Source organism: Flavobacterium cyanobacteriorum (genome assembly GCF_002251835.1).
Taxonomy (GTDB): domain Bacteria; phylum Bacteroidota; class Bacteroidia; order Flavobacteriales; family Flavobacteriaceae; genus Flavobacterium; species Flavobacterium cyanobacteriorum.
On record NZ_NOXV01000288.1, the window covers coordinates 1 to 12,218 of the forward strand.

13 protein-coding genes are annotated in these 12,218 nt (G+C 42.8%); 6 read left to right on the forward strand and 7 right to left on the reverse strand.

Annotated elements, in window-relative coordinates:
• Nucleotides 1–96 precede the first annotated feature (96 nt).
• The 5 genes from rsgA to queA all read left to right on the forward strand — a co-directional run bounded on the left by rsgA (nt 97) and on the right by queA (nt 4,269).
• Nucleotides 97–1,071, forward strand: coding sequence for a ribosome small subunit-dependent GTPase A (rsgA, locus tag CHU92_RS11265; RefSeq protein WP_094415643.1), 975 nt, complete (start codon nt 97–99; stop codon nt 1,069–1,071).
• Entirely contained in the window at nt 1,068–1,520 is a 453-nt protein-coding gene (gene dtd, locus CHU92_RS11270) for a D-aminoacyl-tRNA deacylase (RefSeq protein WP_094415618.1), read from the forward strand. The genes rsgA and dtd overlap by 4 nt, the downstream gene beginning before the upstream one ends.
• Nucleotides 1,520–1,846 carry a nucleotide pyrophosphohydrolase gene (locus tag CHU92_RS11275; protein ID WP_094415620.1) on the forward strand — a complete coding sequence of 109 codons (327 nt, stop codon included), beginning with the start codon at nt 1,520–1,522 and terminating at the stop codon, nt 1,844–1,846. Before dtd ends, CHU92_RS11275 begins: the two co-directional genes overlap by 1 nt.
• Entirely contained in the window at nt 1,846–3,114 is a 1,269-nt protein-coding gene (locus CHU92_RS11280; protein ID WP_094415622.1) for a 3-phosphoshikimate 1-carboxyvinyltransferase, read from the forward strand. The genes CHU92_RS11275 and CHU92_RS11280 overlap by 1 nt, the downstream gene beginning before the upstream one ends.
• A gap of 105 nt (nt 3,115–3,219) precedes the next feature.
• Nucleotides 3,220–4,269, forward strand: a complete 1,050-nt coding sequence (gene queA / locus CHU92_RS11285; protein WP_094415624.1) for a tRNA preQ1(34) S-adenosylmethionine ribosyltransferase-isomerase QueA — start codon at nt 3,220–3,222, stop codon at nt 4,267–4,269.
• A 491-nt stretch (nt 4,270–4,760) separates the two neighbouring features.
• Here queA and CHU92_RS11295 read toward each other — a convergent pair whose 3' ends face one another.
• The 7 genes from CHU92_RS11295 to CHU92_RS11325 form a co-directional block, all read right to left on the reverse strand.
• On the reverse strand, nt 4,761–5,207 hold the full coding sequence (locus CHU92_RS11295; RefSeq protein ID WP_094415628.1) for a FixH family protein: 447 nt from the start codon (nt 5,205–5,207) through the stop codon (nt 4,761–4,763).
• A 15-nt stretch (nt 5,208–5,222) separates the two neighbouring features.
• Nucleotides 5,223–6,641 carry a cytochrome c oxidase accessory protein CcoG gene (gene ccoG / locus CHU92_RS11300; protein WP_094415631.1) on the reverse strand — a complete coding sequence of 473 codons (1,419 nt, stop codon included), beginning with the start codon at nt 6,639–6,641 and terminating at the stop codon, nt 5,223–5,225.
• A 4-nt stretch (nt 6,642–6,645) separates the two neighbouring features.
• Nucleotides 6,646–7,566, reverse strand: coding sequence for a cbb3-type cytochrome c oxidase N-terminal domain-containing protein (locus tag CHU92_RS11305; protein WP_094415645.1), 921 nt, complete (start codon nt 7,564–7,566; stop codon nt 6,646–6,648).
• A 16-nt stretch (nt 7,567–7,582) separates the two neighbouring features.
• Nucleotides 7,583–7,774, reverse strand: a complete 192-nt coding sequence (locus tag CHU92_RS11310; RefSeq protein WP_094415633.1) for a CcoQ/FixQ family Cbb3-type cytochrome c oxidase assembly chaperone — start codon at nt 7,772–7,774, stop codon at nt 7,583–7,585.
• A 5-nt stretch (nt 7,775–7,779) separates the two neighbouring features.
• Nucleotides 7,780–9,990: a cytochrome-c oxidase, cbb3-type subunit I gene (gene ccoN / locus CHU92_RS11315; protein WP_094415635.1), complete on the reverse strand. Its 2,211-nt coding sequence runs from the start codon at nt 9,988–9,990 to the stop codon at nt 7,780–7,782.
• An 8-nt stretch (nt 9,991–9,998) separates the two neighbouring features.
• Nucleotides 9,999–10,166: a cbb3-type cytochrome oxidase assembly protein CcoS gene (gene ccoS / locus CHU92_RS11320; protein WP_094415637.1), complete on the reverse strand. Its 168-nt coding sequence runs from the start codon at nt 10,164–10,166 to the stop codon at nt 9,999–10,001.
• Nucleotides 10,167–10,474: 308 nt separating this feature from the next.
• Entirely contained in the window at nt 10,475–10,984 is a 510-nt protein-coding gene (locus tag CHU92_RS11325; RefSeq protein WP_094415639.1) for a M15 family metallopeptidase, read from the reverse strand.
• Nucleotides 10,985–11,108: 124 nt separating this feature from the next.
• On the opposite strand from CHU92_RS11325, the gene CHU92_RS11330 reads away from it, so the two are divergent.
• Nucleotides 11,109–12,200 (forward strand): hypothetical protein, encoded by a 1,092-nt coding sequence (locus tag CHU92_RS11330; RefSeq protein WP_094415641.1) that lies wholly within the window; start codon nt 11,109–11,111, stop codon nt 12,198–12,200.
• Nucleotides 12,201–12,218: the final 18 nt, after the last annotated feature.

Genomic DNA, 12,218 nt, shown 5'->3' on the forward strand with positions numbered 1-12,218 from the left:
TAGCAGGAAAAAGGCCGGTATAAATGCCCGAATGTGATGCTCCTGAATAATTGGCAGAAGAGGGAATTAAGGACTGTTATTATTATCTTTGCGGCTATGACAGGACTGGTATATAAATCAACAGGGAGCTGGTATACAGTAAAAACGGCGGAGGGCCAAATGTATGATTGCCGCATAAAGGGCAGGTTCCGTATTGTAGGTATCAAAAGTACTAATCCGGTTTCTGTAGGCGATGTGGTTGATTTTGAGCTTGATGGTACAGCTGACATTGTTACGGGTGTTATTACCGGCATACATGAACGTAAGAATTATATCATCCGGAAGTCAGTAAACCTTTCTAAGCAGGTTCACATCATAGCCGCTAATATTGATAAACTTTTTTTGTTGGTAACTATACATAATCCTGTGACGACAACAAGCTTTATTGACCGTTTCCTTGTTACGGCCGAGGCTTATGGTATTGATGCTGTTATTGTATTCCATAAAATTGATACGCTGGATGAGGCTATCCTTGATGAGCAGCTTTACCTGCAATATATTTATGAAAAGATAGGGTATAAATGCCTGCGTATTTCATCAACAGAACACAAGGGTATTGATACACTTATTGAAGCGATGAGAGGCAATGTCTGTATGTTTTCAGGACATTCGGGCGTAGGGAAATCTACATTAGCCAATGCGCTGCAGCCTTCGCTGAATTTAAAAACCAAAGAGATTTCGGAGCAGCACAGCCAGGGACAGCACACCACAACATTTGCCGAAATGTTTGACCTGGATTTTGGGGCTAAAATTATAGATACGCCCGGCATAAGGGGTTTTGGGGTTGTAGATATGGAAAAGGATGAAGTAGGCGATTATTTTCCTGAATTTTTTGCCCTGAAAGGTCAGTGTAAATTTAATAACTGCCTCCATAAAGAAGAACCACACTGTGCAGTTAAGGAAGCTCTTGATAATGATGAAATTGCATGGTCACGCTACCGTAGTTACCTGCAAATACTAGATGGGGAAGATGAAAGTTACAGGACTGACCCGTATGCAGGCGGATATACTGATGATAATGAAGTAGAATGAGGGTAGTGATACAACGTGCCAGTGAGGCATCAGTAACCATTGAAGGTGAAACAGTGGCCGCCATAAAAGCTGGCCTGCTTATACTTTTGGGTATTGAGGAAGCCGACACACAGGAAGATATCGACTGGCTGGCAGCCAAAATAGCCAGGCTCCGCATATTTAATGACGAAAACGGCATTATGAACCTCCCGGTACAGGATATTGGGGGCGATATCATAGTAGTGAGCCAGTTCACCCTGCATGCGGCAACAAAAAAAGGCAACCGCCCTTCTTATATAAAGGCTGCAGGCCCTGCCAGGGCTATACCTCTTTATGATGCTTTTGTCCGGGCCATAAAACAGGAACTTGGTAAAGAAGTCCAGACAGGGCGTTTTGGTGCCGATATGAAAGTGGCGTTGGTAAACGATGGGCCTGTAACAATTATAATTGATACTAAAAATAGGGAATAATGAACATAAAAAACGCGCAACAGGAAGTTGACAACTGGATAAAAGAGCATGGCGTACGCTATTTTAATGAGCTTACCAATATGGCGCAGCTTACCGAAGAAGTAGGCGAGGTAGCCCGTATAATAGCCCGCCGTTATGGGGAACAGAGTGAAAAAGAAAGCGATAAAAACAAAGACCTTGGCGAAGAGCTTGCCGATGTGGTTTTTGTGGTACTGTGCCTGGCTAACCAGACGGGGGTTGACCTGCAGGCGGCCTTTGATAAGAAGATGGACCTCAAAAGCAGGCGCGACCATGACCGCCACCACAACAACCAGAAACTTAAGTAATGGACGTAAGGGTACATCTGCCGGGCAGTATCAAAAACGGACATATAACCATAACCGGATCTAAAAGCGAAACCAACAGGTTACTGCTGCTCAGTGCCCTTTACCCCAATATCATTTTTGAAAACGCATCTGTGTCTGATGACAGCGATGTTATGCACAAGGCTTTATGTGGAAATAACACAGTCATTGATGTACAGCATGCCGGGACTGCCATGCGGTTCCTAACGGCTTTTTTTGCGTCGCAGGAGGGCAGGGAAGTGGTATTGACAGGGTCTGCACGCATGAAACAGCGCCCAATAGCCATACTTGTTGAAGCACTGCGCCTCCTTGGCGCAGATATAGAATATTTAGAAAATGAAGGTTTTCCCCCGTTGCGCATTAAGGGCAGGAAACTTACCAATAACAGACTCGCGGTTAAGGCCGGTGTGAGCAGCCAGTATATTACTGCACTACTGCTTATAGCGCCAAAACTTGAAAACGGGCTGGAACTAACCCTCGACGGGCAGGCCACTTCGCTGCCATACATACAAATGACTTTAAGCCTACTAAATGAAGTTGGCATTGATGCAAAATTTCAGGATAATACTATCATTGTTCCGCCTAAACCTGAAATCAACAATCTAAAACGTGAAATTATTATAGAAAGCGACTGGAGTTCGGCTTCCTATTACTATTCCATAGTTGCCCTTTCGCCAGAGGGTACCTCGGTTACACTTTCATCGTATAAAAAAAACAGCCTGCAGGGCGACAGTGCAATTGTAAATATATATCAACAATTTGGCGTAGAAACTATATTTAACAATAACAACATCCGCCTTACTAAAGCACGCAGCCCTGAACCGATAGCTTTCCATCTGGATCTGAACAGCACGCCCGATATTGCCCAAACTATTGCCGTCACCTGTTTCGGGCTTGGCATAGGCTGCCGCCTTACCGGCCTGCACACTTTAAAAATCAAGGAAACGGACCGGCTTTCCGCCCTTAAAACTGAACTTGAGAAGCTTGGTGCCGAAGTATCGGTTACTGACGATCATATTTCTATACAGCCACATCCCGGTTTTCAAAGCCGGTATCAGCCTTGCTCCCCTTCTTTAGAGGGGCCGGGGGAGGTTATTGCAACATATAGTGACCACCGCATGGCCATGGCATTTGCCCCGCTTGCAGTAAAAATCCCTGTAATTATACAGGATGCCGGGGTAGTTTCTAAATCTTATCCTGCGTTTTGGGAGGATATGATAAGGCTGGGCTTCCTTGTCGATGTACAGTAATTACAGGCACTCGCAACGCTTGCCTGTAAATATATCGCAAAACACTTGACAACGCCTGTTTCCCGATAGTATATTTGCACGCAATTAAAAAATCATACGGAATATATGAAATTATCTAACTTCAATTTCAACCTGCCAAAAGAACTATTGGCCGAATTTCCTGCCGAAAACAGGGATGAGTCGCGCCTCATGGTTGTGAACCGCAAAACCAAAACTATTGAGCACAGGCTTTTTAAGGATATACTGGAATATTTTGATGAAGGCGATGTAATGGTGCTGAACAACACTAAAGTATTCCCCGCACGGCTTTACGGCAACAAGGAAAAAACAGGCGCAAGGATTGAAGTATTCCTTCTGAGGGAACTAAACAGCGAGCAACGCCTATGGGACGTACTCGTGGACCCCGCCAGGAAAATAAGGATTGGCAACAAGCTCTACTTTGGCGATGATGACTCGCTTGTAGCTGAGGTAATTGACAATACTACATCCCGCGGAAGAACACTGCGTTTTCTCTATGACGGGTCATACGAAGAATTCCGTAACAAACTTACCGAACTGGGCGAAACCCCAATACCTAAGTACATTAACAGGGAAGTAGTGCCCGAAGACGCCGAGCGTTACCAAACCATATACGCCAAAGAAGAAGGTGCAGTGGCAGCACCCACTGCCGGCCTGCACTTTTCAAAACACCTGCTAAAAAGGCTCGAAATCAAAGGGATAAATTTTGCCGAGATAACACTCCATGTAGGCCTCGGCACCTTCAACCCCGTTGAGGTAGAAGACCTCTCCAAGCACAAAATGGATTCCGAAGAACTTATGATAAAGCAGGAAGCCTGTGATATTGTAAATAAAGCCAAGCTAAACAAAAAACGCGTTTGCGCTATAGGCACTACCGTTATGCGCGCCATGGAAAGCTCCGTATCATCGCAAAAAACACTCAATCCCTATGTAGGCTGGACCAACAAGTTCATCTTCCCGCCCTATGATTTCAGCGTGGCCGATTGCATGGTGACCAACTTCCATACGCCAAAATCAACCCTGCTCATGATGATTTCGGCCTTTATGGGCCACGACCTCATGAAAAAAGCCTATGAAGAAGCCGTAAACGAAAAATACCGCTTCTATTCCTATGGCGATGCCATGCTCATATTATAAAATTATTAACAGGAACAGGCGGCTTCTCAGCCGCTTTCTTTTTTACCTGCCGTTAGCCGGTAGCCTCGTTCATGTGTGCGGTATATTGCTTTGGAGCAGGAAGCCTTTGGCATTTTTGGCAGGCCTTTTCCCGCTGTCAGCTCTATCTCCCCGCCGCAAAAGCGGGCGGCGCGGAGGATGCCGCTTCCATCGGGGCTATATTGAAAGCTATGCGCTTTTCAGCAGTCCATTATGCAGATGGCTGTTCATAATCCTCTTTTGGTTTCCCCCTCTATAATAAATAGTTCACAAGGCGTAAAATAATTAACGTGAGTTCGATATAAAAAAGTTGTCTGTTTTGAATGAAAGAAGCGGAAAATTTAGTAAATTAAAGTCCTGATTTTCAATTTTTTAACTAAAATTTCCGCTNCATTGGCTATTGGCTATTGGCTATTGGCTACTGGCTATTGGCTATTGACTATTGACTATTGGCTGACAGTTTGTGGGTTTCTTCAAAGCATCAGCATTGCCGTGCTCAGATAGCCTTTACCTTCATATTGCCAGTCCACGGTAATGTCCCACCGGCCGCCTGCCAAATCACTTTTAGGTATGAGCAGATAAGATGCCGGTAATGAAATGGGAATTTCAAAATCCAGCTTCCGGTCAGACGGCCTGTAAAAGGACACTTTACCTTTAATTTTATGTATATCAAACCCTTTAGGGAAAATTATTTTTATTGCTTCAGGCGTATTTTGTATCTGTACTTTTTGTGGCAGCCCTGCTGCATTTTTTTCTTTGTCTAACTTTTCCTGGAGCCCTTTTTCCTGTTTATAATATTCTTCTACTACAAGTTCATTGTCATATTTATGGTCTGACTGCACCCTGAAAACGAAGAACAGTATAAAACCCATAAACAGGGCAAACGCAATTACAATCCCCGTACCCCAATTAATTTTCATATTGCTTTTTTATTATTAATTAAAACTTCTCGGGCCTAAAAAGTTGGTTGTTTCTGTCTCAATACACCGGTTGCCATCATACACTTCAAGGGTAATTTTAGTTTTATCGCCTTTAAGGTGCGTAGGGTGTATCTCAATAAACATTGTGCCCTGTGCCAGGCCTTCTTTTACAACCTTAAACTCAGGCTTCCCTACTACTTTTACATTTCCTTCAATACCTTTAAGCTCAATGTGTACCCTGTTAAAATCCCTGGTGGTTTTATTAACCAGCTTGTAGGTAAACACGTTGCTTATCATCTCGCCTTTGTGCTGGAACAGCTGCCCCGGCAGGCGCAATATGGTAGCTTCCACATCATTTCTAAGGAACAGCATGCCTGTAAAAATCCCTATTAGTATAGCCAGCACGGCCGTGTAGCCCTTCATACGTGCCGTAAATACAAACTTTTCTTTTTTGGTTATCTCATCTTCACTGGCATACCGTATCAGGCCTCTGTGGAAACCCACTTTGTCCATAATGGCATTGCATTCATCAATACAGGCAGTACAGTTAGTACACTCAAGTTGTGTGCCGTTGCGTATATCAATACCCATAGGGCAAACACTAACACATAATTTACAATCTATACAGTCGCCACGTCCTGCTAATGCCCTGTCTTCATCCTTTATGATTTTGCCACGCCCGGCTTTGGCTTCTCCCCTTACATGGTCATAGGCTACTACGATGGTTTTGTTATCCAGCAGGGCGCCCTGCAGCCTGCCGTAAGGGCAGGCAATAATGCAAACCTGTTCCCTGAACCATACAAATACAAAGTAGAACACGCACGTAAATATGAAAAGTGCAATAAAATTACCCAGATGTGCAAAGGGGCCGTCTTCCACCATCAGCACCAGCTTATCGCTGCCTATAAGATAGGCCAGGAAAGTATTGGCTATAAGAAAGGATATTATAAAAAAGATAAACCATTTCAATACCCTCTTCCTTATTTTCTCAGCGTTCCATTCCTGCCTGTCAAGCTTTATCTGGGCACTCCGGTCGCCATCTATCCAGTATTCGATACGGCGGAAAACCATTTCCAGGAATATGGTTTGCGGGCATATCCAGCCGCAAAAGATACGTCCGAAAGCCACTGTAAACAATGCCACAAATATTACCCCGATAATCATTGAGATAACAAACAGGTGAAAATCCTGCGGCCAGAACGGGAAACCGAAGATGTTAAACCGGCGCTCCAGTACATTGAACATCAGGAACTGGTTGCCATTTACTTTAATAAATGGCGCTGAAAAAAGAAAAGTGAGCAGCAGGTAGCTTACAAATTTCCTGTAATCGTATAACCTGCCAGACGGTTTTTTTGGATATACCCAGGCTCTTTTTCCTTCCTCATTGATGGTCCCAATATGGTCACGAAAATCTTCGTCCTGAACTGCATGCATCACTCTATTGTTTTATGTTAGCGGCCACTTCAGTTGCTTTTGTTACGGCTTCTTCTTTCCAGACATCCCCATCGGGCGCTTTGGGATCTTTGGGATGTGTACCCTGCAATGACAATACATAGCTTGCTACCAGTTGTATTTCAGAAGGTTTAAGCGTACCCTGCCATGCGACCATGCCTTTACCGTCGCGGCCGCCTTTGGTTATAGTATTAAAAACATTTTTAATACCTCCGCCTAAAATCCAGTGCTCATCGGTTAGGTTAGGGCCTATGGAACCGCCCCCGTCAGCACGGTGGCAGGCCACACAGTTAGTCTCGAATATTTTTTTCCCCGCAGCAACATCGCCGGCATCAGTAAGTAGTGTTACTGTATTGGCATCAATAAGATCTTTGTCGGTTTTCCTGTATTCTTCTACGGCTACCCTGGCTTCCTCCATTTCCACTTCAAATTCTTTTGACTGGCTGTCGCCATCCATAATATGGAAACGTACCAGGTAAACAAGGCCAAAAATTATAGTGGCGTAAAAGAGTTTTACCCACCAGGGCGGCAGCACATTATCAAGTTCATGGATGCCATCATAATTATGGTCCATCATGACTGATGCCTCTTCTTCAACCGGCTTACCTTTAATAAAAAATCCTTTTAATTTTTTAAACCATACTGATTCCGTAAAGCCTGCAGCCTCAGCAACAGCACGTTCCCTGCGCTGTTCTTCGGTAAGCAGCGCATCAGTAACCCTGTCAACAGCTGCTACAACTACTTCCACAGAAATGAGAAGGAACAGGAATACTACCAGGAATATGGACACCATGGGATATTTAAGGAATGCCGGCCTGTCCCCGGAGTCTACAAACAACTCTACAGCAGTAAAAACTATGGCAAATAGTGCCGGAATCCTAACGTAAACGGGAATGAATTTTTTCATCGCTATAAGTTTAAGGTTAGTTATTTTGGTTAACACCTTCTTCCTTTTCAAAAGGCAGCAGGCTCATTTCGTTTATCTTATCTTTCTTATAGGTATATACCCAGGTGTAAAGTGCCACAAAGAAGATAAAGAATATCAGCAGTGATATTATCGGGTACACCTCAACCCCCGAAATGGTTTCAAGGTTATGTTTTACAAATTTCAGCATGGCAGTTACTTATTTAGCCCGGCAGTTGCAGCCGCAGTTGTATTTTTTATTTTGATATCCGTACCAAGGCGCTGCAGGTAAGCAATAAGCGCCACAATCTCCCTGTCTTTCATCGGCACAAAAGTTTCCCCCCTGGCGGCAGCCGCTTTTTTGCTTTCCTCGTAGCTTTTTACAAAATCAGGGTCAGCGTACAGGCTTTTTTCAATTTTAGCTGACTGTTCTGCAATAGATTGCTTTGCTTTAGCGATGTCCTGTTTGGTGTAAGGCACCCCAAGCTGCGCCATCACTTCCATTTTCTTTTCAATGTCTGAATAATCCATTGCCTTATTGTCAAACAGCCATTTGTAGGCAGGCATTATAGAGCCGGCAGACGTACTTTGCGGATCCCACATGTGGTTAAAGTGCCAGTTGTCGCTGTATTTGCCACCAACCCTCATCAGGTCAGGGCCAGTACGTTTTGAACCCCATAGGAACGGGTGGTCATAAACATATTCGCCTGATTTTGAATACTCACCGTAACGTTCTACCTCACTGCGGAATGGGCGTATCATCTGCGAGTGGCAGTTTACGCAGCCTTCGCGTATGTACAGGTCGCGCCCTTCAAGCTCCAGCGGTGTATAGGGTTTTACAGTTGAGATAGTAGGTATATTTGACTTTACCATAATTGTAGGTACAATTTGTATAATACCTCCAATAAGTACCGCAATAGTTGCAAGAATGGTAAGCTGGACAGGCCTTCTTTCCAGCCAGGGGTGGAATTTCTCACCTTTCAGCCTCCTGCTGCTGATTTTTTGCAGTGCAGGCGCTTCGGCAAGTTCGTCTTCTATGCGGCGGCCCTGCCTCACGGTCATTATAATATTATAGCACAGTACAAGAAGCCCGATTACGAATAAAGTACCGCCTATGGCCCTCATCCAGTACATGGGCATTATCTGCTTTACCGTTTCCAGGAAGTTACCATAAACAAGAGAACCGTCCGGGTTAAACTGTTTCCACATTGAAGCCTGCGTAAACCCGGCAACATACATAGGCAGTGCATAAAGTATGATACCCAGTGTACCAATCCAGAAGTGAAAGTTGGCCAGCTTAACAGAATAAAGTGTTGTTTTAGCCATACGCGGAATAAGCCAGTAGATAACTGCAAAAGTCAAAAAACCATTCCATGCCAGGGCGCCAACGTGCACGTGGGCTACAATCCAGTCAGTAAAGTGGGCAATGGCATTTACATTTTTAAGTGAAAGCATGGGGCCTTCAAACGTTGCCATGCCATACCCTGTAATGGCTACTACAAAAAATTTAAGTACAGGCTCAGTACGTACTTTATCCCAGGCACCGCGAAGAGTTAGCAAACCGTTTATCATACCACCCCATGACGGCGCTATGAGCATTACCGAAAATACTACCCCAAGGTTCTGGGCCCAGTCAGGTAACGCCGAATATAAGAGGTGGTGCGGCCCTGCCCATATATAAATGAATATAAGCGACCAGAAGTGAATTATAGAAAGCCTGTAAGAGTACACAGGGCGGTTGGCTGCCTTAGGCAAAAAGTAGTACATAAGGCCCAGAAACGGTGTAGTAAGGAAAAATGCCACAGCATTATGCCCGTACCACCACTGTACCAGCGCATCCTGAACACCGGCATATACCGAGTAGCTTTTCATCCCATTCACCGGCAGCTCAAGGCTGTTAAATATATGCAGGATAGCTACTGTAATAAATGTAGCGATATAAAACCATACCGCCACATACAGGTGGCGCTCCCGCCTGCGTAGTATAGTACCTATCATATTGATGCCAAATACTACCCAAACGACCGCAATAGCAATATCTATGGGCCACTCCAGCTCGGCATATTCTTTTGATGTTGTATATCCTAAAGGAAGTGAAACAGCAGCTGCTACTATAATAAGCTGCCATCCCCAAAAGTTGATATTGCTCAGCACATCGCTAAACATACGCGTTTTCAGCAGCCGTTGCAGCGAGTAATAAACCCCCGCAAACATGGCATTACCCACAAAAGCAAAAATTACTGCATTAGTATGCAGCGGCCTCAGCCTGCCATAGCTCAGCCAGGATATGCCATCGGTTAATCCGGGGAACATGTACATAGAGGCTATAACAAGGCCCGCAAGCATTCCTACCACACCAAACACTATGGTGGCGTAGAGGAATTTTTTAACTATTTTATTGTCATAATAAAATTGTTGCACTTCCATATCAGTTATTATTTAGGGTTGTTTTTAGTTTTTTTGAGTTCATCGTCAAAGAGCATCCTGACAGAGGGTGTGTAGTCATCGTCATACTGGCCACTCTTAACTGCTTTTACAAAAGCAAAAAGAAATGCTACAGCCACAACGATACTAATGGAGATTAACAGATAAATAACACTCATACCTATTCTAAGATTTATGTTAACAAAAGTAGTTTTACTGTATGGCGCAAAATATGATATTTGTCATACTGTCAAATTTTAATGCCTGTAAGATGTGTGCGCAGCATCATATTTTTGAAAAATACAAAGCCCCTGCCCTACATTGATTAAAGGAAGCTACCGTGGCAGGGCCAGGTTTTAAGAAGGGTGTGTTTTAGAGTAAATTGTTGGCAACAGCCGGAATAAAAACAAAGCCCGTATTAATCCTGGAATTAATAAGGGCTTTACCTGTAAATTTAGATGTTAATCCTGGCAGCTATGTTAATATATTAAATAATAACGTAGCCATGGCTATCTTTTTGTAGCCTGGCTAATTTTTGCCACGAATTAAAATTCTTTTTTTCAAAATGTGGCAGATCTTTAAATTTTTTCCAGTTGCCACCCCAGTCCCAACCATACTTAGCAAATATCCTTACGCATTCGTACCAATCGGCAACCTGGTCGTTGTCCCAATCTTTTACAGTATCCCAGGAGACTGTTTTTCCATCTATAATAAGGCATATATCTACCGCAAAACCATAATTGTGGATGCTTTGGCCTGCTCTAGCATTTGTTACTATGCTGCCAAAAGGCTTCTTTGGAGTGACACCTATGGGGTTTACCTTAGTACGGCCCAAGGAATAAAGCCCTTCCTGCTCCTTTAATGTTCTTAACCCCTGTGTTATACGGATTTTAGCCCTGCCTGTCAGTGCGGTATTACATTCTGTAACAATTTTTGCTACTTCTTCCCTGACTGTAGGATGAAGTTTTGCAATCCGGTCTTGTGTAGGTTTATCCATAATATTTTTTTTTAACAAGTAAATCAAATATATATAAAAATTTTTAATAGGTTTTTACATAATAAAATTATTTTTTAACGTTATCGGGTGATATATAGATTTTGTAAATTTAAAATTAATCAATATGAATAATCAAATCAAAAACACGCTCTTCAGATTTATTAATATGAGGGCACCGGAATTAATTTCTAATACTGCGAATAATGCCGGTTTTATAAACCAACAAAGCGGACACAAGGGATATTTTAATGAAATTGTAGCTAATTTATCTGTGGGCTCACCAAAACTGTCGGCATTACAAACAGCTGCCACAAATTACAGCAGAGTCAAAACAACTGAACAACTGTCGGCTTTAAATACCCTTTTATCGGATTTCTCTGTATGGTTATCCAAAAATAAGGACAAGGCAACGGAATCAGAAATCAATATTAAAGCCACGGCAATAAATGACACATCGCTAGATTTAAAATTGGTTTGGGAAAATTTAATTTACCAGGCACTTACACAAAAAGATTTTTATGCTAAAGAAGTGGCTATGCAACTTTTAGTAGCGCACCATGTATGTACGGCACAAGGTTCTGCCAAAGAAAAAGCCTTAGCTAAAGTTGTTTTACCGGCCGAAATTTTTCTTGATTCTCAGCAAAATACAAATGTAACGTCAAGAATATCTACAATCAACTTTGAGGAAGTACCATTTGCTAATAATGTCCTGCAAACCCTTGAACAAAAAGCTTTAGCAGAAGAAGGTAATAAATTACTGGAAAAACTTAAAGCGGAACTAATCAATGCTGAAGCCATGCATAAGAAAAATTACGAAATTGAGTATGCATCAGCTTTTGAAATCCATCAGGCAAAAATTAAACCACTTATAGATGCATACAATAAAAATGTCGAAGACCAAAGAGTAAAATGGTGTTCTTCCCAGGATCTTACCAAAGCAACAGATCCGGCACATCCCTGCAGCCAGCCGCCACTGATCCCGTTTCCTGATTTGCCGGAGTTTAGTTTTCCATATAATGATGTAATTAATGAAAAAATTTTATCAGGTCTTTTAAGTCCTGAAGCTTTTGAAATTTATAAAGGTATAACAGAACCTGTTACAGATGAAGATGATCAAGGGTTCCAGTTAACCAGCAGAATGATTATAAACAATTCTTCCGTACTTAGCGAGAATTTTAACTTCAGCCATTTAGTACACGACAAAAAATATAATTGATTAAAAATCAATAAAATA

Bases quoted from the DNA above. Each gene is read 5' to 3' on its own strand.
- rsgA (WP_094415643.1), top strand. From the start codon at position 97: ATGACAGGACTGGTATATAAATCAACAGGGAGCTGGTATACAGTAAAA.
- dtd (WP_094415618.1), top strand. From the start codon at position 1,068: ATGAGGGTAGTGATACAACGTGCCAGTGAGGCATCAGTAACCATTGAA.
- CHU92_RS11275 (WP_094415620.1), top strand. From the start codon at position 1,520: ATGAACATAAAAAACGCGCAACAGGAAGTTGACAACTGGATAAAAGAG.
- CHU92_RS11280 (WP_094415622.1), top strand. From the start codon at position 1,846: ATGGACGTAAGGGTACATCTGCCGGGCAGTATCAAAAACGGACATATA.
- queA (WP_094415624.1), top strand. From the start codon at position 3,220: ATGAAATTATCTAACTTCAATTTCAACCTGCCAAAAGAACTATTGGCC.
- CHU92_RS11295 (WP_094415628.1), bottom strand. From the start codon at position 5,207: ATGAAAATTAATTGGGGTACGGGGATTGTAATTGCGTTTGCCCTGTTT.
- ccoG (WP_094415631.1), bottom strand. From the start codon at position 6,641: ATGCATGCAGTTCAGGACGAAGATTTTCGTGACCATATTGGGACCATC.
- CHU92_RS11305 (WP_094415645.1), bottom strand. From the start codon at position 7,566: ATGAAAAAATTCATTCCCGTTTACGTTAGGATTCCGGCACTATTTGCC.
- CHU92_RS11310 (WP_094415633.1), bottom strand. From the start codon at position 7,774: ATGCTGAAATTTGTAAAACATAACCTTGAAACCATTTCGGGGGTTGAG.
- ccoN (WP_094415635.1), bottom strand. From the start codon at position 9,990: ATGGAAGTGCAACAATTTTATTATGACAATAAAATAGTTAAAAAATTC.
- ccoS (WP_094415637.1), bottom strand. From the start codon at position 10,166: ATGAGTGTTATTTATCTGTTAATCTCCATTAGTATCGTTGTGGCTGTA.
- CHU92_RS11325 (WP_094415639.1), bottom strand. From the start codon at position 10,984: ATGGATAAACCTACACAAGACCGGATTGCAAAACTTCATCCTACAGTC.
- CHU92_RS11330 (WP_094415641.1), top strand. From the start codon at position 11,109: ATGAATAATCAAATCAAAAACACGCTCTTCAGATTTATTAATATGAGG.